This is a genomic window from Acetatifactor muris, assembly GCF_024623325.1.
Classification (GTDB): Bacteria; Bacillota; Clostridia; order Lachnospirales; family Lachnospiraceae; genus Acetatifactor; species Acetatifactor muris.
On the sequence record NZ_JANJZD010000002.1, the window covers coordinates 215499 to 236394 of the forward strand.

The 20896-nt window shown below is 47.6% G+C and carries 18 protein-coding genes; 8 read left to right on the plus strand and 10 right to left on the minus strand.

Annotation, left to right across the window (positions count from 1 at the left end; all coding sequences use genetic code 11):
- Window positions 1-9 precede the first annotated feature (9 nt).
- The 6 genes from NSB25_RS02860 to NSB25_RS02885 form a co-directional block, all read right to left on the minus strand.
- Window positions 10-2229 carry a YhgE/Pip domain-containing protein gene (locus tag NSB25_RS02860; protein ID WP_103237804.1) on the minus strand — a complete coding sequence of 740 codons (2220 nt, stop codon included), beginning with the start codon at window positions 2227-2229 and terminating at the stop codon, window positions 10-12.
- Window positions 2226-4331 carry an efflux RND transporter permease subunit gene (locus NSB25_RS02865; protein ID WP_103237803.1) on the minus strand — a complete coding sequence of 702 codons (2106 nt, stop codon included), beginning with the start codon at window positions 4329-4331 and terminating at the stop codon, window positions 2226-2228. Before NSB25_RS02865 ends, NSB25_RS02860 begins: the two co-directional genes overlap by 4 nt.
- Window positions 4332-4556: 225 nt before the next feature.
- The gene (locus NSB25_RS02870) at window positions 4557-5114 is read right to left on the minus strand and encodes a TetR/AcrR family transcriptional regulator (protein ID WP_103237802.1); all 558 of its coding nucleotides are present in this window, start codon (window positions 5112-5114) and stop codon (window positions 4557-4559) included.
- A gap of 86 nt (window positions 5115-5200) precedes the next feature.
- The gene (locus NSB25_RS02875; protein ID WP_172454921.1) at window positions 5201-5836 is read right to left on the minus strand and encodes an ABC-2 transporter permease; all 636 of its coding nucleotides are present in this window, start codon (window positions 5834-5836) and stop codon (window positions 5201-5203) included.
- 14 nt (window positions 5837-5850) lie between these two features.
- On the minus strand, window positions 5851-6699 hold the full coding sequence (locus NSB25_RS02880; RefSeq protein ID WP_103237800.1) for an ABC transporter ATP-binding protein: 849 nt from the start codon (window positions 6697-6699) through the stop codon (window positions 5851-5853).
- Between the two features lie 2 nt (window positions 6700-6701).
- Window positions 6702-7073, minus strand: coding sequence for a GntR family transcriptional regulator (locus tag NSB25_RS02885; protein ID WP_103237799.1), 372 nt, complete (start codon window positions 7071-7073; stop codon window positions 6702-6704).
- A gap of 285 nt (window positions 7074-7358) precedes the next feature.
- Between NSB25_RS02885 and NSB25_RS02890 the strand changes: the two genes are divergently transcribed.
- The 4 genes from NSB25_RS02890 to NSB25_RS02905 all read left to right on the plus strand — a co-directional run bounded on the left by NSB25_RS02890 (window position 7359) and on the right by NSB25_RS02905 (window position 11896).
- Entirely contained in the window at window positions 7359-8090 is a 732-nt protein-coding gene (locus NSB25_RS02890; RefSeq protein WP_103237798.1) for a LytR/AlgR family response regulator transcription factor, read from the plus strand.
- A gap of 30 nt (window positions 8091-8120) precedes the next feature.
- Window positions 8121-9527 carry a sensor histidine kinase gene (locus NSB25_RS29370; protein WP_146039947.1) on the plus strand — a complete coding sequence of 469 codons (1407 nt, stop codon included), beginning with the start codon at window positions 8121-8123 and terminating at the stop codon, window positions 9525-9527.
- Window positions 9514-9900, plus strand: coding sequence for a hypothetical protein (locus tag NSB25_RS02900; RefSeq protein ID WP_103237796.1), 387 nt, complete (start codon window positions 9514-9516; stop codon window positions 9898-9900). Before NSB25_RS29370 ends, NSB25_RS02900 begins: the two co-directional genes overlap by 14 nt.
- 241 nt (window positions 9901-10141) lie before the next feature.
- Entirely contained in the window at window positions 10142-11896 is a 1755-nt protein-coding gene (locus NSB25_RS02905) for a methyl-accepting chemotaxis protein (RefSeq protein WP_257479220.1), read from the plus strand.
- 174 nt (window positions 11897-12070) lie between these two features.
- Here the strand turns inward: NSB25_RS02905 and NSB25_RS02910 are convergent, their stop codons facing one another.
- The gene (locus tag NSB25_RS02910) at window positions 12071-13369 is read right to left on the minus strand and encodes a ComEC/Rec2 family competence protein (RefSeq protein WP_103237794.1); all 1299 of its coding nucleotides are present in this window, start codon (window positions 13367-13369) and stop codon (window positions 12071-12073) included.
- A gap of 232 nt (window positions 13370-13601) precedes the next feature.
- On the opposite strand from NSB25_RS02910, the gene NSB25_RS02915 reads away from it, so the two are divergent.
- The 3 genes from NSB25_RS02915 (at window position 13602) to NSB25_RS29600 (ending at window position 15223) form a co-directional block, all read left to right on the plus strand.
- Window positions 13602-14720 (plus strand): GNAT family N-acetyltransferase, encoded by a 1119-nt coding sequence (locus NSB25_RS02915; RefSeq protein WP_242982257.1) that lies wholly within the window; start codon window positions 13602-13604, stop codon window positions 14718-14720.
- A gap of 160 nt (window positions 14721-14880) precedes the next feature.
- Window positions 14881-15081 (plus strand): type II toxin-antitoxin system Phd/YefM family antitoxin, encoded by a 201-nt coding sequence (locus tag NSB25_RS02920; protein WP_242982256.1) that lies wholly within the window; start codon window positions 14881-14883, stop codon window positions 15079-15081.
- Window positions 15082-15112: 31 nt separating this feature from the next.
- Window positions 15113-15223, plus strand: a complete 111-nt coding sequence (locus NSB25_RS29600; RefSeq protein WP_242982276.1) for a hypothetical protein — start codon at window positions 15113-15115, stop codon at window positions 15221-15223.
- On the opposite strand, the gene NSB25_RS02930 is transcribed toward NSB25_RS29600, so the two are convergent.
- Window positions 15211-16674 (minus strand): CapA family protein, encoded by a 1464-nt coding sequence (locus tag NSB25_RS02930; protein ID WP_172454920.1) that lies wholly within the window; start codon window positions 16672-16674, stop codon window positions 15211-15213. The two genes, NSB25_RS29600 and NSB25_RS02930, sit on opposite strands and share 13 nt — an antisense overlap.
- Complete coding sequence (locus NSB25_RS02935) at window positions 16661-18883, minus strand: DUF3160 domain-containing protein (protein WP_172454919.1); 2223 nt, start codon at window positions 18881-18883, stop codon at window positions 16661-16663. The genes NSB25_RS02930 and NSB25_RS02935 overlap by 14 nt, the downstream gene beginning before the upstream one ends.
- A 311-nt stretch (window positions 18884-19194) precedes the next feature.
- Between NSB25_RS02935 and NSB25_RS02940 the strand changes: the two genes are divergently transcribed.
- Window positions 19195-19677: a hypothetical protein gene (locus NSB25_RS02940; RefSeq protein ID WP_103237790.1), complete on the plus strand. Its 483-nt coding sequence runs from the start codon at window positions 19195-19197 to the stop codon at window positions 19675-19677.
- 109 nt (window positions 19678-19786) lie between these two features.
- Here NSB25_RS02940 and NSB25_RS02945 read toward each other — a convergent pair whose 3' ends face one another.
- Window positions 19787-20830: an NAD(P)-dependent alcohol dehydrogenase gene (locus tag NSB25_RS02945; protein ID WP_103237789.1), complete on the minus strand. Its 1044-nt coding sequence runs from the start codon at window positions 20828-20830 to the stop codon at window positions 19787-19789.
- Window positions 20831-20896 lie beyond the last annotated feature (66 nt).

Here is a 20896-nt window from a genome sequence, read left to right on the forward strand (position 1 = left end):
ACGCCTCCTTTACTCAGCCCCGGCCTTCACAGCCTCGGTCCGATAGATGAATTTCACTTTTCCTTCCATATCGTCCCCGATTCCCGCAAAGGACTGGTATGCTTTTGCCGCGTCTGTCGTCGCCCGCAGTCTTTCCACCAGGCCGTCCAGATCTCCGTCCACAGCTTTCACCAGCTTCTGAATTCCCTCCTCATCGAATTCCTGAAGGCCGTCTCTCAGCTGCTGTGCGCCGTCTCTGAGCTTTGTAATGCCGTCTGTAAGGGCGGGAGTGGAATTTTTCATAGTCTGAATCCCTTCGCAGAGTTGGGAGGTACCGGATGAAAGCTTTCCTGCGCCGTCTCTCAACTCTCCCGTGCCTGCTGCCAGTTCTCCCGCGCCTGCCGCGGCCTCGGCCACCCCTGCCGTATAAGTCTGAAGTCCCCTGTAAAATACGTTATAGCTGTCCAGCGAAGTCTTCAGCGCAATTACTGATTTTGCTCCTGCAGATGCTGCGTTCAGCTTATCCTGCACTGTGCTCCCTGCCATTTCCTCCGCGATTTTCTTCTGCATCTCCAGTTCTACATTATCGGCAATCTGACTTTTGACTTCCTCGCTTCCCATCATGGCGGATATATTGGCTTCCACCTGTGCTTTCCCCTCGCCCTCCAGCATCTGCTTTTCTATCATGGCTGATATCTGTCCTTTGACCGCATCCGATCCCATCTGTGTCTCTATGGCCGTTTTTACCTGTTCCTGCATTTCCGCCGTAATGCTCCCTGCGGCCACTGCCCTGTCATAGTCTTCTTTCGTCATGGCCCCGCCGGTAGCTGTTTTGATGACCTCCGCGGCAACCTTGTCCCGGACGCCCTGCGTTACCTTTTCCGTCACGCCTTCCAGAACGGCTGCAGTCACTTTTTCCGTTACCATCTCCTTCACTGCCGATGTGACTGCCGCTTCAAACTGAGCCCGATTCTTTTCCACTTCCGCCGTAACCATTGCCAATGCCTGCTGATAGACTGCGTCTCCGTCCAGCGATGCAATGGCAGCGTTCAGCACATCCCCATAATTGTCAATGGTCATGGCAGGAACATCCAGACCTGCCCCTGTCAGCTGCGTCCGGGCAGTGGAAAGTAAAGTCTCAAATACCTGTTTCGCTCCGCCGTTCAATTCCCCATTGTTCGCCGTCAAAGTGTTCAGCCCGCTCTGCAGTCTGGCCGCGCCGTCCTGCAGTTTTGCGGCGCCTTCTTCCAGAGCCCCCGCGCCGGTCCGTAAGTCTCCTGCTCCCGCCGCCAGTTTATCCACACCTTTTATCAGTTCATCCGATTTATCAAGCAGGGTACAGAGTCCCTCATATAGCTGAGAAGAACCATCCTCCAGCTGCTCCATGGCCTCTGTCAGCTGTTCCAGAGCCTCCCCCAGCTCCCCTGTCATGTCCTTATCCTCCATATCGATTCCGCCGAACACCTGGCTGGAAGCCACCGTGACTGTCATTCCGAGTTCGAAATTCGTTACATCCGCCGTAATTTCCACATAATCCGGTATCTCCAGTTTCTCTCTGTCAACCGCCAGATTCTCCTGCAGACCGGGAAATGCGATTCCCACAACGGCGGTCCTGTCCCCATCGTTCACCAGTCTGCCGTTGGTCACTTCCACATTGCGGAAACTTTCCGTGTCCAGCATCATCCCCGTCATCACAGCAAAAGGGACATAGATTTTCGTCCTGACACCGTCGATCTGTGCATAGTCAGACTGCCTGTTTTCATAGTCAAAGCGGATTGTCACTTTGCCGCTTTTTCCCGCCAGTGCTTCCGGGGAGATTTCCTTCCCGTCCAGCGTATAAGTGACAGATATCCCCACCGGCAATTCCTTTTCGATATTTCCCTGATAATATATATCTCTGCCTTCTGCATCCCAGACCTGAGTCTGGTCCCCGCCTGACGTAAAGGTTTCATCGCCTTTCACATTTTCCACATTGACCAGTTCCGATCTGTCCTTTATGGTATCCGCACCGGCCGCATTTTTCAGCCAGTCACTTACGATAATCTTCTCCGGGCTTCCGTCTGCACCGGCCAGGATATAGACCGTTTCCTCCTTGGATATCGTCTCTTCCGTCTTCCCCGCACCTTCCGTCAGCATTGTCGGCGCCTGACCTTTTTCTGCCGCCAGGGCCTGAATACTCTGTGCTGCTCCACCGAATGCCACAGCGGTACATATTGTCAATACAATTATTTTCTCCGTTTTCCTTTTCATGACACAGTTACCTCCATTATTTTCTTATTCATCTTTCCAGTGCCTTTCATTCCCATGGTCGTTACGCAGATCAGTCCGTCGCAGAGTACAAGCAGCGCCGGCAGAATGAAGATTACCGACAGCATACTGACCACAGCGCCCCGGGCCATCAGCATACACATGGAACTGATAATATCAATATTAGAATAAAGCGCCACACCGAAAGTTGCTGCAAATAGTCCCATCCCGGATACAAGGATGGAAGGAATGGAAGCGCTGAGTGCGGTTCCCACAGCCTTTTTCCTGTCAATGCCGTGAATGCGTTCCGCCTTGTACCTTGTCGTCATCAGAATCGCATAGTCAACCGTGGCACCCAGCTGAATCGTACTGATACAGATAGGTGCAATAAAGGGCAGACTCTGTCCCAGATAATGCGGCAGGCCCAGGTTGATAAATATAGCCAGCTCAATCACTGATATCAGAATAAACGGCAGGGAAATGCTTTTTTCCACCAGGGCAATGATAATGAAAATTGCCAGAACAGACACCGTATTGACCACCCTGAAATCATGATCTGTGGTTTCAATCATATCCTTCATACAGGGCGCTTCCCCGATGAGCATACCGCCTTTGTCATATTTCTTCAGAATATGGTTCAACTCATTAATCTGTCCGTTTACTTCGTCACCGGCAACTTTGTATTCGGAATTAATCAACATCAGTTCCCATTTATCGCTCTTTAAGATCTCCGTGACAGATTCCGGCAGAAATTCCTCCGGAAGACGGGACCCCACGAGAGATTCCAGACCCAGGATATACTTTACACCGTCAACATCTTCCATTTCCCTGATCATACTTCGAATCTGTTTCGGAGAAACGTTTGTGTCAACCAGCAGCATATGTGTAGATGCAATATCAAATTCCTCCTTTAATTTGGAATTCGCAATGACATACTCCATGTCCTTTGGCAGACACTCTCCCATGTCATAGTAGACCTCACTGTTTGTTCTGCTATATCCATAATAGGCTGGTGCGACCAGCAGAATAAATATCACAAGAAACACCGGAAAAACATTTACCGTACCCTGCGCAAACTTTCCCATATCCGGAATCAGTGCTTTATGTCTGGTCTTCTGCAGCGGTTTATCCAACACCAGAATCAATGCCGGCAATACGGTAACGCAGCCCAGGACCCCCAGCAGCACTCCTTTTGCCATGACAATCCCCAGATCCCTGCCCATGGTAAAGGACATGAAACACAGTGCGATAAATCCGGCGACTGTAGTGACAGAACTTCCGATGACGCTGGTCAGTGTCTCTCCAATGGCCGCTTCCATAGCCGCTTTGGTGTCATTGTTCTTCTCCCTCTGCTCGTTGTAACTGTGCCACAGGAAAATGGAGTAATCCATAGTGACTGCCAGCTGCAACACTGCGGACAGCGCCTTCGTAATATAGGAAATCTCACCTAAGAATAAGTTGGAACCCAGGTTCAGCAGAATCATAATGCCGATAGAGGCCAGAAACACAAAGGGCACCAGCCAGCTGTCCAGCAGCACCAGCATCGCAGCACAGGCCAAAGCCACAGCAATGCCCACATAAATCGGCTCTTCTTTCTCGCAAAGGTCCTTCAAATCTGTCACCAGTGCCGACATGCCGGACACATAACACTGCTTTCCGCAGATTGCCCGAATATCCCGAATGGCATCCATGGTGATATCCGCAGACGTGGAGCTGTCAAAGAATACAGCCATCATGGTAGAGTGCTCCGTGTTGAATTCACGGTAGATTTTATCCGGCAGCAACTCCACAGGTACCGAGATATCCATCAGAGTGTCATACCATACCACAGTCTCCACATGTTCCACCTGTTCAATCTGTCTTTTGAGCTCTGCCACATCCTTTTCCAGCATATCCTCTATGATAAGGAAGGAAAACGCTCCTTTTCCGAACTCCTCCATCAGTTCGTTCTGTCCGATTACTGTGTCCATATCTTCCGGCAGATAATCCAACATGTCATAATTAATTCTTGTGCCTGCCATTCCCAGCACTGCCGGCACTGCCAGAATAAGTGCCAGAACGAGAATTCCAATGCGGTATTTTACCACTGTTTTTGAGAAATGCATTTTTATCAATCCTTTCTTATAAGCTGATTTACAGTCGCTGCTTCGTTCCGCCGCTTCATGATGTCAGTATAGCAAAGGTCTCTCCCTCAGAAAATTGTCATTATCCGCCTCATGCCCAAAATTAAAACACACATGAAAAAAAGCCCAAAAAACAGACACCGGACGAAAAATGTCTAAAAGACAAATTTCGTCCGGTGTCCGGTACTGCCCTGCTTTCCTTCCTGTTCAGGATTCCTGACTGCGTTCAATCATTTTGTCCAGCAGTCCCTTCCTCAGTTCGCAGAGGCGTTTCACCCGCCGGGGCATATCGCTGTTCATTCCGTCATTCATCCACTCAATCACCATACCAAAGCACTCGCATTTATAGAACTGGATAATCACATCCTTATCTGAATCAGTGATATCCTTGCCGGCAAAAGCCACTTCCCCGTATACGGAAACCACATGTCGGCAGACCTTCCACAGATACTGTTCATAGATAGCCCGATTGGTGGAATTATAAATATGAAGAACCGCACGGCGATTTTCTCTGGCAAATGCAAGAGCTGCCATCAGACAGGTCTCGATGGAATCAATAGATGGATATTGTGCAATAATCCTGTCTGCCTCCTCCGTCACAATCTCCTCCACCAGGGTGGGAATATCCTGAAAATGATAATAAAACGAGTTTCTGTTCACACCGCATTCTTCCACAATATCCTTCACGGTAATCTGACTCAGAGGCTTCTCATTGAGAAGTCTGATAAATGTCGCCTTGATGGCCATTTTTGTAAAATTCGGCATCTCTTACATCTCCAGTGATAAGTTTCTCTTCCAAAATTGTAACGTAACGACTCCGAATTTTCAATATAAACAGAATAAAATCTTATCTAAAACTCCTTCTTATTCATAATTCCAATACTGATTCTGCAGGATACTCCCAATAAGGCAATGCCGGCTGCCAGAGATGCTCCCGCCGCCAGCTCCGGCCTCTCCTCAATTTTGCCAAACCAGGCCATCAGAGCAGGATATATGGATTTTCCCGTTTTCGCCACCAGCATTCCAACTACAAAAAGCAGGCATGAAATTACGACAATCATTATTCTTGCCTTTTCCGCGCCGAATTTCAATTCGATGGGAAGGAGAAAGGCCAGAACAAATACCGGCATCAGAAGCGCCACAAAGGCATTCATCATTATTTCTTCAGAAAATGGAACATTTTTCAACGCATTTACCGTATAAGCCAAAGCCACGCCGAACAGCCACAGGGCACTTCCGCCCAAAAGGCCGAACACATACTTTTCCATCACATATCCCGCTCTGGTAATTGGAAGAGAAAACAAAAAGGCATTTCCATTGTCAGCTCCGTCATAACTGAGTGTATTCATGGTATACAGGACACCGATAAAGGTCAGGTAGGTAATCACAAATCCGGGATCTCCCTCGCCTATAACCACTATGACCGCTATTATTCCAACCATAAGCAGGGTATTCTTCTGCATCATCGTCAGTCTCAAATCTTTCATTAATAATCCCGCCATCATGCAACCCCCTTTATCATCATCATTATCACTTCGTCAACAGTTCCCTTCTCTATGGCAACCCCCGGATAATTCTCCCGGTAAAACTGTACCTGGTTGGTCAGACAGCTATATCCGAATGTTTCCTTTTTATAGCGCAGAATATATTGTTTCTCCATATCGGCATATTGCTTCTCGCTCACTTTGAGCAGCCCATAATCGCTCAGCAGTACATCTGTATCCTCATGCATGATAATCCTGCCTTCGTGTATCATGTACAGGTCATCGCACAGAGTCTCCAGATCGCTGGAAATGTGAGAGCTGATCAGAATCGCCCGCTCTTCTTCCTTTTCCATGAACTCCCGCAGCAGCTCCAGCACTTCATCTCTTGCCACCACGTCCAGTCCTGCAGTGGGCTCATCCAGAATCAACAGCCTGGCATCGTGGGAAACTGCCGTAATCACCTTCAGCTTTGCTTTCATTCCCGTGGAAAATTCTTTGATTTTCCTGTTCTCCGGCAGTTTGTGTCTCTTCACCTGTTCCAGAAAAAATGCTTTGTCGAATTTACCATAAAGGTGCTTCAATATCTGCACAATGTCTTTAACAGTCAGATAGCCGCTGAATCCGGAATCCGCCAGCACCACCCCCAGTTCCTGTCTGTCCTTCACATCAAATTCCCGGGGGTTCTTCCCCAGAACCCGCACCGTTCCGCTCTCTGCGGAAATCAGCCCCAGCGCTGCCTTAAATGTGGTACTTTTCCCGGAGCCATTCTGTCCCACCAGCCCCGTTACACAGCCCGGTCGGATTTCCAGGGAACAGTCCAATGAAAATGTTCCGTAAGTTTTCCTCAAATGTTCCATTTTCAGCATAGTCATCCCTCCAAAATCAACTCAAATAAACTTCTGATATCTTCCTTGCTGATACCGTATCTTCTGCCCTTCTGGATGGCCATCTCCAGATCCGCTTCCAGTTCCTTTTTCTGTTCTTCCAAAAGCAGCTCCGCATTGGCCGCCGCTATGTAAGTCCCCTTTCCATGAACTGTTACGGCAAAGCCTTCCGCTTCCAGATTGTCATAGGCTTTTTTCACAGTCAGGGCACTGATTTTCAGCTCCTTTGACAGAGTACGTACAGAGGGCAGATTATCATTTTCCTTTAATTCTCCACTGCGGATCATGGTCTTAATCTGGTCCGTAATCTGTTCGTACAGAGGTACCATCAGAGAACCATTGATAATGATATGCACAGGATTCACCTCCCCTATACATAACAGTATATAACAGTATATATCTGTTGTCAAGTGTTATATACTGTTTATTGCGAACTACTTTATCTTTGTTCCCCGGAAGCTATTTGCGTTATCTAACTGTCCGTTTATGCCATGAGCCTTAAGATCTGTCCTTTTTTACCGATACATGAAGTGATATCGGCACGGCAGTGCAGCCAGTTATCAGCCGATACATGAATCGGGGATAAACGGATAAAATGAACCTCAGATATACAGTAAGGCACACCGGTATGTGCAGGAGGTATGAATATAATCAGAATTGCCATATGTGATGATGAAGTCAATATAAGAAATTATCTCTCCACACTGATTCGGAGACAGGCTGTTCCCTGTGATATTCAGGAATACGCCTCCGCCGATGCCCTTTTTTCAGAGGAAATGAACTTTGATCTGTTGTTTCTGGATATTGAACTGGGCGGCTCTCCGGACGCAGACCGCATGGACGGTTTGTCTCTTGCACGGCGGATAAGAGACAGGAATCTAAGCCCGCAGCCCCTTATTATTTTTGTCACCGGTCACGAAAAATATGTGTATGACGCATTCGACGTAAATGCCTTTCAATATCTGGTCAAACCTGTGGATGAAAGAAAATTCGCCGAAGTCTTCGGACGTGCGGCGGCGCAGATTTCTGCAGGTGTCGGGCAGAACCTGCAGAAGCTGGTAGTTCAGTTCGGAGGTACAAGCAGGATCATTGCCCGGGATAGTATCTACTATATAGAAAGCCATGGGCATAAAGCCGTTCTGCATTTAAAGGAAGAAACTGTGGAATATTATGCGAAGTTGGGGGAGCTGGAAAGAGAGCTTGCCGGACAGTTCTTCCGGATTCACAAAGGATATATGGTGAATCTTGCCTGGGTGGAAGAGTACAACCGGTCGGAAGTAATTATGATAAACGGTGATAAGCTTCTGATTTCAAAATATAAATATGCCGATTTCGTCAAGGCCCACCTGCGTTTTCTGCAGCAGTCTCTGTGAGAAATCAAAGGCATCTTCGGGAGAGTCAAAGTGAGCGAATCTTCTTTTGTCCTGTTTCATCAGTTCGTCACAGGAGCGGAAAATATGATATATGCTGTCTGTATGGCAGGTTTCTTTCGCCCCTTTATGGTGAATAGTAGGCGTTTTGCCTTAATTTTACTGATTTATACGTCTCTGCTTCCTGTCCTTTGGCTTCCCTTTGCACATGGCTGGATGCACATGATTCTTGTAATTCTCCTGCTGGCTGTCTTCTCCGCTTATCTGGGCGTGGAGAAAAAGCTCCTGATTTTTCTGGGCATGCTGTTTTACTGTGTCCGAAATCTGAGTATGATGCTCCTGACCAGCGTGGATTATTTTTCCGCAGAATATTTTCTGCAAAATGCAGATACTCCGGAACTGGTTTTCCGCATTGCGGCATGGAATTTTCTCCTGATACAGTTTCTGCAGCTTCTACTGTTTTCACTTATGCTTTTGGCCGCCTCGCATCAGCTGCAGAAATCCAGGATAGAACTTCATATGCGGGAACTGGGATATCTGTTGCTGACACCTGTGACAGGAATTCTGTTCGTTCAGGTTATTATCAATCTGCTGGTAGTCAGTGACGGGCACCTGCTTTTCCGTCTATACGAACAGTTTCCGATATTTATCTGGCTTATCCCCGCCATGGGCCTTCTGTTCTATGGTGAGCTTCTCGCCTCCATTGTTTTCTGCCAGCAGATTATCCGGCTGCAGAATGAACGGAGATGCAGTTCCGTAACAGAACAGCAGCTTTCAGCCATGCAGAGGCGGGTGGAAGACATAGAGCAGCTTTATGACGGCATCCGCAGAATGAAGCACGAGATGAAAAATCATCTCACCAACATCAGGGGCCTGGCACAGAACGGCTGCTATGAGGACATGGAAAACTACATTTCCCGCATCGACGAAAGTATGAATCTGTTTGAACTGACAATCCATACCGGAAATCCGGTTACGGACATTATCCTCAACGACCGGCAGAAAGCCGCCGTCCGGCAGGGCATTTCCTTTCAGTCGGACTTCACCTGTCCTGCCTTCGGGGCCTGCAATGTGTATGATGTCGGCATTATTGTCAGCAATCTGCTGCAGAATGCCCTGGAAGCCTGTGCAAAAATAACGGATGGGCCGAAATATATCCGCCTGTCCGGCAGACAGAAGAACAGATTTTATGTCATACATGTCAGCAATTCTTTCGAGGGTAAAATCAGCTTTGACAGATATACCGGTCTGCCTCTTACCACCAAAGGAAAGAGCCGTTCTGAGAAAGAGCTCTTCCTGCACGGTATCGGCCTGTCCAATGTCAGAAGAGAAGCTGAAAAATACGGCGGAAGTATGGATATTCAGGTAAAAAATAAGGAGTTTCATGTAACAGTACTTTTGCAGCAAAGCAGAAAGGAGCACGAAAATGATTGTCAATGAAGCAATGGTAAAAGAAGTAAACCAGTATTACGCCAGAAGGGGCGGCAAAAGGGCGGTAAATTTCACCAGTTTTGCCAACTATATACAGAAAGCTGCCTTCCGGAATTCGGCTGCGGCAAAAACCGCGGAGCAGCCGGAGGCAAATGCGGACAAATTGTCTGCAGACAGAACAAAAGAATCCTCTCCATCTCAGTCCGGAAACAGTACTTCCTGCTGTGAGCAGTGCCGGCTGACCAGCCAGCTGATGGTTCAGATGATGTCACGCAGCCTTTACAGCCAGAGTGGATTGGGCTATTCTCCCGCGGGAACCGGGGCCCTGAGCGCTTACCGGAATATGATGAACCTTTTCGGGGGCAACAGCGGCCTCACCTGAAAAGCTTCCTGTCACAGCACACTTTCCGCCGAAACCGCACTCCGGCCATATCGTCAATAAGTTGTCGAAATGTAACTGTCGGAACAAAATAATTCCAATGGAATATTTGAGGAATACAGTAGACAGAATGACAATAATCTATTATAATTTACATGTAAAAACTATCAACTTATAAACAACTGGTATTCCCATACAAAATCAGGGGCCTGGATTGTTTATGGCGGAGTGTAGGAGGAAAAAAATGAAGAACTTGAAAATCAGGACAAAACTATTGGTGACTTTCATGCTTGTCATCATTCTGTTCTGCGGGACGGTTGCCATCGCAATTATGGGGCTGAATCAAAATGCGGATAAGTATTCCGAGTTTTATCATGTGGGATACCAGGTTACCAACAAAGTCATGAACATGCGCCGCGGATTACAGATTATTGTAAAGGATCTTTCCTTTATCACAATTGAAAAGGATGAAGCCAAAAAAGAAGTCTATATAAGTGATATGCAGAAGGAAATGACTGCACTGGAAGAAAATGCCACCTGGCTGTTTGAGAACTTCTCGGGTGATACCGAACTGCTGGATTCTTTTGCTGCCAATGTACGGCAGGCTGTAGAGCTGCAGGAACAGGTCATCACTATTGCCGCCACAGATATGGCAGCCGCTCAGTCCATGTTGCTTAATGAATATCAGCCCCTGGTGGAAGAAGCGGTGAACAACCTGATTCACATCAGTGAAGTGGTGGAACAGTCCGCTGCGAACGACTATGACAGCACTGTCTCCATGCAGGATATGTTGGTTTTCATCCAGTTAGGCATGGCCGGAGGTGCACTGGTCATTACAATACTGCTTTCTACATACCTGACGGCTTCCATCACAAGACCGCTCCGGGAGCTGGAGAGATCTGCCGGTCAGATTGAAAAAGGTAATTTTGACATCGCAATAAATTATACATCAAAGGATGAGCTGGGCGCACTGGCCAATTCCTTCCGAAATATGATTGCGATTCTGGGTACCGTTATCTCAGATGCCTCCATGCTCTTAAGCGAGATGGCAAACGGCAATTTTGACGTGCGCACCAAGGCGGAAGATCGCTATGTGGGCGAATTCCAGGGCCTGCTGCTCTCCATCCGCAAGCTCAACCGTGATCTGAGTATGACTTTGGGACAGATTAACCAGAGTGCCGACCAGGTTGCATCCGGCTCCGGTCAGGTATCCAACGGCGCACAGGCGCTTGCACAGGGCGCAACCGAACAGGCTGCTTCTGTCGAAGAGCTGGCCGCTACCATTACCAATATCTCTTATCAGGTTAAAAGTACCGCAGACAATGCCCTTCATGCCAAGAATCAGTCAAGTATGGCCGGAGATGAGATGGAAGAATGCAACAATCAGATGCGCGATATGATGGTTGCCATGGATGAAATCACCCGTTCTTCCAATGAAATCAGCAAGATTATCAAGACCATTGAAGATATTGCATTCCAGACGAATATCCTGGCTCTGAATGCTGCTGTAGAAGCTGCCAGAGCAGGGGAAGCAGGAAAAGGCTTTGCCGTGGTCGCCGAGGAAGTACGCAGTCTTGCCAGCAAGAGTTCCGTAGCTTCCAAGAATACCGCGGAGCTGATTGAAAGCTCTGTTGATGCCGTATCACGTGGTACACAGATTGCTAGCAGAACCGCAGAATCTCTGGTGAAGGTGGTAGATGAGGTACGTTCCGTCTCTACCAAGGTTGATGAGATCGCAACTGCCGCAGAAGAGCAGTCCGGTGCAATTGAGCAGGTTACTCTGGGTGTGGATCAGATTTCCAGCGTGGTACAGACGAACTCAGCTACCGCAGAAGAAAGCGCCGCTGCCAGTCAGGAACTTTCGGAGCAGGCAGATAAGCTTAAGAGCCTGGTTGCCAAGTTCAGCCTTCGGGAAGAATTCGCCAATGCAGTTGCCAATACAGATACCAGCTTTGGGAATGATAACAGCTGGAATTCGAACAGTATAAATCTGGATTAAACGTTCTAATTAACAGCCGGTTTGCAGTTTAAAAGCTGCAAATCGGCTGTTTTATTTCTAATACTATCTGATTTCCACCACTTCTGCCGCTACCCGGACACGGAAAAGACCATATCCATAACCATCCATGAACACCGGATGCAAAATGAGAAGAAACAGTTATAATACAGCCAATCAGGGATTGCACTTCTTACAGGGAACATATCCCTGATTAATCAATTCTTCTCTCGTAGTATTCACCGGCAGTTTATTTTTCTCACTCATCTGGTTTACACTGTCGCAGTCGGGATAATGAAACTTTCCGGTATTCGTGTTGCAGATATAATCAGCTGTCTGTGACGGTTCCGCTGTTGATTCCGCTGTTATTTGTGACGGCAATTCCGCACCCCAGCTGTCCGGCCCTGTTACAGCCGGAGACTGCCAGGTTGCTTCTGCGTCCGAATCCTGCGGTAATACCGCTCCATTTTGGTCAGAAGCCCCCACAGGCTCTCCTGACTGCCAGGTATCCGACGGACTGCAGTTCCAGGTCATCTGTTCCCCATCACTGATGACTATTACACTCCCTTGCTCATCAGTCCTGAAGACTCTGATTCCTCTGGCTCGAAACTGATTCAGAGTCTCCGCATGCGGATGCCCATAACTGTTCTCTTCTCCGCAGCTGATCACAGCATATATGGGAGATACCGTATCCAGAAATGATGCCGAAGAGGAAGTTCTGCTGCCATGGTGTCCCGCTTTATAGATATCCACATCCAGTGATATCCCTGATGCCTCTGCCTCTGCAAGAATTTCCTCTTCTTCATCTTCTTCTGCATCCCCCGTGAACAGTAGCTTCTGATTTCCATGCTCCAATAGAATCGCAATAGAATTATTATTGCTGTCGCTGCTCATAGACACAGGGCCTACAATGGTAAACACCGCATCCCCCAGAGAATACTGCTGCCCTGTCACAGGCAGGGTCCGCTGATATCCTCTGTTTTCCATAGTATCTACCACGTCACGGTACGTATCAGTATCCTTATCTTCGTCCGTCATCAATATGGTTTCACAAGGGAATTTATAGAGGATGACATCCATGCCTCCAATATGGTCCTCGTCCGGATGAGTACATACTGCATACTTCAGAGATTCCACACCCTGATTGCTGAGATAATTCTGTATCTTTGTACCCTGTTCATTGTCACCCGCATCGATCAGCATGGCCTCTTCGCCGCAGATAATCAGAGTAGAATCTCCCTGTCCCACATCAAGAAAATGCACTTCCAGGATGTCTGGAACAGAATCTGCTTCTGCCGTCTCTGGTCTGTTCTGGCTTGCGTCTACGTCCTGCGCCATGGATTCCTGTACTTTCGCTCCTCCCCCATTCTCCGCACACCCGCCTAATCCCATGCCTGCCGCTGCCAATAAGAAAGCACTGACACCATACGCCAGAAGCTCTGTATGCAACCTGGTTTTATAATCTCCTTTTATCATTTATTTCACCGCCTTTTTGGTTCTGCAAATCCCAATTACACAATCACATAGCACATTATAACACAATATAAATTGTATAATAAAACCTGGTGTGATAAAATAAAAAAGAAGTTTTGGAGGTGAGAAATATGATAGCATTCTTACGATTGAGAAATATCTAAGTACATAAAACTGCATTAAATAGTTTTATGTACAGGTAAGGCACTGTAAACTATTTAATAAGGGAGATTTTATGATGATATTTCAGGATAATGTAATCAAAGAATATTTAAAAAATGTTTATTTTATAACCGGAACACCCTGTGGTGGAAAGACGACGATTTCGCGGGAGCTGGCCAGACGGCATAACTTATTTGTTTACGACATTGACGAGCAGTTTCCAAATCATCAGAAGATTTCAAATCCTGCTTTTCAGCCGTCAATGAATAAAGTGTTTCAAGATGCGGATTCGTTTTTCGGACGTACTGTGGAGGAATATAAAAAATGGCTGATTGATAACACAAGAGAACAGCTGGACTTTGTCCTGTTGGATTTGATTCGTCTTTCCCAGAATCGGATTGTATTGTGTGACTGCCATTTGACGGCGGAGGAAGCCGAAAAAATCACAGAACCATCCCGGATAGTTTTCCTGATAAAGGAACCATCCAATTTGGTGGAGGATTACTGCAATCGTCCGGACCATCAGGGATTCAATGACTTTATAAACAGTGCGTCTGACACGGCGAAAGCTAAGGCCATCTGTAACGCAACCTTGAAGAGTCTCAACGAGAAACCGTACAAAGATATCAAGGGCAGCAACTATTATTGGATCGAAAGGACCTGCAACAGTACCATCAGGGAAACTGTTGAAAAAGTAGAACGACACTTTGGGTTCGTAACAAATAGCTTCAATATGGATGCATTGGAGATAAAAAAGGTAGACAAAGACACAGACCTGGCGGATAAACTCATCTGCTTTGTCGAAAATTTCTCATGGGAAGATGTAAAAGAACACATGTCAGAGGTGCTTCGGACATGGGCATTTACCGATTGGGAAACTCCATTTGCAGCAATGGTGAACGGTCATATTGTGGGGATGGCTTCAATCATGAAGACAGACTATTATCCATTGCCGGAAATATTTCCATGGGTGTCAAGCGTCTTTGTGACAGAGGAGTATCGCGGCTACCGAATCAGTGAAAAATTGATCGATTTTGCAAATGCGTATGCAAAAGAAAAGGGATTTGACAGAACCTATATCCCATCCGAACACACAGGTTTATATGAAAAGTATGGATACCGTTATCTTAAGGATATTGTCAATTATGGGAATGGCAGAGACAGATTGTATGTCAGGGAAATAAAATCTTAAGTAACATAAACAATCTTAAAAAGGCCTTAACGTACGTGTTTGCGTACGTTATACTATAGAGGACATTAAAAATCTCGGCATTCTACGAATATGGAAGAATATTCCTGATATATACACGCAATAGATAAGAAATAAAAAATGAAAGGATCTTTATCGTCTGGTGGAAAATGTAAACCGGTTTTGTGAGCCAACCTTAATCGTGGAGAAAAATGGAAACGCGGTTTTGCTGTCAGAAGAGGACTGGAATGCAATACAGGAAACGCTGTTCCTGAATTCAATCAGCGGAATGACAGAATCCATTATCAATGGCCTGGAAACGCCAATAGAAGATTGCATCCCTGAAGAACAGGTAAATTGCTAATCTGGCCGGCGCTTACTCCAGAAGAATTAATATCCAACATCGACTTGTATATCAGGTATACGAAGAGCCAATTGCGATTGATAAGATCACATACGACGGCACAGTTAAGATTCTGCGTATGTGGACACATTACGGGGAATAACTTACCGAATATTTCCCTCCCTCCTGCCAGGTGATGGTCAGCGGTTCCAATGCATATTCCGACACCCGATAGCCTTCGGAAGTAAAGGAAATTGTAAAGCTGGCCATTCCCCCTTTGACGCAGGATTTCTCCGACTGGGCGCTGATATAGTTCCCAATGGAATAGAAGATCAGCATCTCATGACCGTCGGCACCTTCCAGCATCTCTACCGGCTGGAGCACATGCGGATGAGTGCCCACCACCACATCCACCCCACAGTCCAGGAAAATTTCCGCCCACTTCCGCTGGAAATCATCCGGTTCCTGGGCATCTTCTGTCCCCCAGTGGGCAAAGACAATCACGCAGTCGGCCATGGCCTTTCCTTCCCTGATATCTTCCCGAATCTCCACTTCATCCTCCAGCAGATGAACCATATACGGATTTGATTCCGGCAGCCTAATCCCATTGGTGCCATAAGTATAATTAAACAAAGCAAAGCGGACACCGTTTCGCATAAATATCCTGTAAGGCTGCGCTTCTTCCTCCTCTGCTGACTGAATTCCCAGGCATACTACATTCCGCTCTTCAAAATAAGCTTTTGTAAAGGCAACCCCCTCTGCTCCCCGGTCCAGCGCATGATTAGTGGCACAGGTTACCACATCAAATCCCGCATCCACAATGGCCTGCCCCACACCTGCAGGTGTGCCGAACCTGGGATACTCCCCATACATGGCCGGATTGTCCGTGAGCGGAGTCTCCTGATTAATCACCGCCACATCGCTCTCTGCAATCACTTCTCTGAAATTTTCAAAGAGAAAGTCAAAATTCTCTCCGTTAGCCAGACCATATCGGTAAACAGGCTCATGAATCAGATTATCTCCAAACACTGCAAAGGACACATCTGTATCCTCTCTGGCAAATCCCCAGGAATCCCATACCCACCTGCTCAGTTTCCCTTCCCTGTCCTCCAGCAGAAGGCGCACATAAGGTGCCCGCTCTCCTTCTGATGTCAGTTCAGCCACATCCTCACCAATATAAGAAGACATCCACTGGGGCACAATCTCATCCTTATTGTAATCGTACACAAAGATGTGCTGGGACCATCTCTTCTCGTCCTTCTCTACCCAGAAAGGTCTGTATTTCCCGTATCGACCTATTTTCCAGCAGAGCAATATCAGCTCTTCTCTGCCATCATTATCCACGTCACAGGACAGAATATCCTGCACTTTCACCTCCTTCGGAGAAGCCCATATGACAGTGTTGTCATATAACACTGTCACAGACCTGTGACTCAGCGATATCTCATACGCCCCCTGTTGTGCGCAGATTATTCTGTCCTTCCATGCAATCCACCCTGGCAAAAAGGCGCCGGTACACCATAAAATAATCAAAATGGCGCCGGTACCCGCCAACGCCATAATGATTATCAGCATCCTTTTCCAGATTTTTCTCAGATTCTTATTCCCACTCATAACTATACCGATAGCTGCGAGTCCACTCCGGCTTCTCAACCCGTTCGTCATAATTATAGTAACCGTTTTCATCTACCTGCAGTCCCATCATCTGACGCCATTTGGAATCTGTCAGCCGATCACTCAACGGCCATGCAAATTGATAGAAAGAATACACACTGCCCGATGCGATCTTTACTTTACCATCCACCTTTACTACCACATAGACAGTGGCCGGATTTCCCGTGGCCACCTCCAGAACCTGCCCGTTGGGGTCAGTTGCAATATCTGTCACCATGGCCGCCGGATATTCCTCCACAAGAAGCTGTTCTCCGCTGTTCTCGTCCCGCAGCGACTCCCGCCAGAAATGTTCCAGATTCCCTCCATAAGTTTTGATAAATTCGAATTCATCCTCTGTCGGAAGTTCTTCCCTCAATTCCTTTTCAGAAATTGTCTGAAGGCGCCCTGCAATCTCTGTCAGACGTGCCAGGTTCTCCTCGTCCGCCGCATCCAGCATCCCGTATTGCTTTAAACCTTCTGCCGTCTGACCGGCCAGATTCACAAATCTCTCATATACAAGGGGTTCCGGTTCCACATAACCCCTGTCATCCGGTGTCTGCTCATTATAGTCTCCGCCCATCTCTGCCATCACCTGTTTGGAATACAGAACCGTGTCATGCTTTAACTCCGCAAAGCTTCCCGCAAAACACTCCAGGCCTTTTTTCAGCCATTCCTCACTCTGCATGAACACAGGGTAGCCCTCCCCCTTGGGTGTCAGCAGGGGCCGAAGTGTATTCAGCCACCCGGCATACAGGCTGGCCGACCAGAGTGTGGTGTTTTCCCTGGAAAGTCCTTCTCTGAGCCAGTTCATATTCTCCAAATAGCCTGCATACTCCACAGCCCCGTTCTCCGTCAGGAGACGAAGTGCCAGATCACTGCCCAGCGCCGCCGGCACGTCCAGCACATCCGGCAGCATACGCCGCTCTCCCGCACCGTTCTCCTCTACCCTGCTGTAAATCAACTCCTGCATAACAGCCGCATCAATGGTAAACCGCTGTCCCATGAACCGAAAGCCGGGGATCGTATTGGCTTCGCCGTCCCTGACAGGCAGAGAATTAATCAGTGGCGCTGAGAGCGATGCTGTCATTTCATGAAACTGTTCAAATGCTCCCCCATTTCCCGCCAGATCATCTACATGAAATTCCTCGCCATAAACCTGCTGTATCACCGTTTGATACTCGCACACGCCCAGGTCATCACTTGCCCCTGCGAAGAATGCAGTCACCGCATAGATGGCTTCCCATAATCCGTACGCTTCCGCATCCTCGAAAAGTGCCTTTGTCATCAGCAACGCGCTTCTGTCCAAATCCTCATTCTCCTGTTCGAAATGGATTCGTCCATACCACATCATGGCCCTGAAATACCGCTCCAGCCCCAGGTCACCTTCATAATATCCCCTGGGCACATACTGGGAATAATCTTCATCCTCTCCTGTTATCGTAGAGACTTCTATTCCTTCCGCACGGTTGATACAGTCCAGCTCCCACTGAACCATGTCCTCCGCATAAGCCGGTATCTGTGTATTGTCATCAAGCAGCTTTGCTCCCACTGTAAAAAATGCCACATTCCGCTTCGCCGCTTCCTCCCACTCGCTTCCGCTCAGCTGCTCGTATTGCGCCGCACTGTTGTCAAGCATTCTTCTGCTCAGCTGTGTAAGCCGCTCTGACAACTGTGTTCTCTCAATATTCCGCAGCAGATGGCTGAAATACAGATGATATGTGTGCATCAGAGAATCGACGGTCACAAAACTGGCCCGTACTTTATAGCGATTCTGCTCATATACTTCAAAAAACTCATGGCCGCCTCCTTCTGTGACCACGAAATTGTTCGCGACCAGTTTGGCGGCCATCTCATCTCCCATATAATACTGCCACAGATTGTCAATATTGCTTAAATCCGGAGCCGCCGCATACGCCTCAACTGCCGGCTGTCCAACAGTGTCCTCCGTTGGCACCGATGTCTTAATCAGCATGGGTCTGCCGCCTGCCGCAGGCACCGGGCCGTCCAGGGCAGGCTCATTTGATCCTTCGCTTCCAGTGTCGGCAGTTTCATCCGTCTGCTCCTGATTCACAACACCTTCCCGCTCCTGATTGCCGCAGGCTGTCCCCAGGACAGATATAAGCAGCAACAGCAGCGCCAGACTCGCACAGGAAATTTTCTTACTTCTCATTTCAATCACCTCTTTCATCCGTCATTCACCCTGTCATGATTACAGTTCAATCATGGTATGAATGGTCATTTAACCGTTAAATCATACCTGTATTTTATAATGCACAGAAGATACTGTCAATGTAAATCAGTAACAGTTCAGATCACTCACTGAACTGTTACCGGAAATCCCGTTCCTGTTCACGGCCATGCCGAAAACGGTAACCGGAAATCCCACCATGGATAAAAGGGAGCAAATAGGTCCTTGACGGCACATTCAAAATAGAATATGATAAAAGAAAACGGAATTTTGACGAAACGGAGGAAAGCGAAATGATTTTAAGCCTCAGCAGTGATGTGCAGAATCAGGCGAAACTCATACGAAGGCAGGCAAAAGAACTCAGCGCAATCGTGAACGGCTCGGATTCTGCTGACGGCTATGACACCAACGCTGTTTTAATACAGATGGACACCATGGAAAGCGAACTGGCTGCTCTGCGTGAACTCATCAATCGTGGGAAAGAGCAGGCATATCTGGCAAAGCTGGAAGGAAAAGCCCGTCCGAAGCCCACGGCCGCACCGGTAAAATCTGAAATGACAGAAAAGGGCTTAACAGCTGATAAAATGGAAAAACCGGAAAAAACGGAGAAGCCAAAGGCCGCAGAGAAAGCAGAAAAAGCCGGAAAGGCAAAGAAAGCCGAGAAAGCGGAGAAATCAAAGAAGGCCGGGAAAGCCGAAAAAGCCGAAAAAGGAAAGAAAGCCGAGAAAACCGGGAAAAAAGAAAAGAAAAAGAAAAAAAGCGAGAAAAAATCCTGAAAACAGGGCTGTCACATTAAGTCATCATTATCCGGAATAGGGTGCGATTAACATAGAAAGCAACCATATCCCGGATAAGGGTTCCTCAGTGTGACAGCCCTTTTATTCTTCAGATGCGAATAACCGCCTTCACCACATCCGCTTTATTATTCACGCTGTAATCCATGGCTTCCTGAATCTCATCAAGACTGAAGGTATTCGTCACAATTCCCTTTAAATTCACCCTTCCAGAGGCAACTGCATCAATTGCCATCGGATAAATATGACGATAACGGAAAATGGACTTTAACGTCAGCTCCTTGTCCAGAACCATGCTCATGGGCAATGTCATCTCTCCGCTCTTGCTGTAGCCTACCAGTACAATGGTCGCTCCCTTTTTGGTCATATGTATGGTCTGCACCGTGGTAATCTGTGTCCCCGCAGTCTCAATCGCCAGGTCACAGCCCTTTCCTTCGGTCAGCTTCATCACTTCTTCCACCGCGTCGGCTTTGCTTCCATTGATTACGCCGTCAGCGCCCAGCTCAAGGGCTTTCTCCAGACGTTTCTCCATGATATCCACCACGTATACTCTGGATACTCCCATGGCCTTTAACGCCATCATGGATACCAGTCCGATACAGCCGGCCCCCATTACCACCGCGGTCTGTCCCGCTCTGGCGCCTCCCTGCATAGCAGCATGGAATCCCACTGCCAGCGGCTCAATCAGTGCACCTTCCATAGTGCTCACATTTTCCGGCAGCTTAAAGCACAGTCCAGCTTCATGGGCCACATATTCCTGGAATACACCATCCACTGGCGGTGTGGCAAAAAATTCCACATCCGGACAGAGATTATAGCGTCCTGTCTTACAGAATTCGCAATGTCCGCAGGTCTTCCCGGGCTCCAGCGCCACTCTGTCGCCCACCTTCAGATGTGTTACATTCTTTCCTACCTCCACAACCGTTCCTCCCGGCTCATGTCCCAGGACAAAGGGAGGTTTTACAATAAAGTTGCCGATTGCCCCTGATTCATAGTAGTGCAGATCACTGCCGCAGATTCCCACATACTCCAGCTTTACCAGCACTTCATCATCCTTTACTTTGGGGATATCACGTTCTTCAAATCCCATCCTGCCGATTCCCAGCATAACTGCAACCTTCATTTTTCCTTCCATTGCTCCAATCCTCCTTTTTTGTTTTATTTATGATTCCATTTATGAAAGCCTTTTTATTTTGCCGAA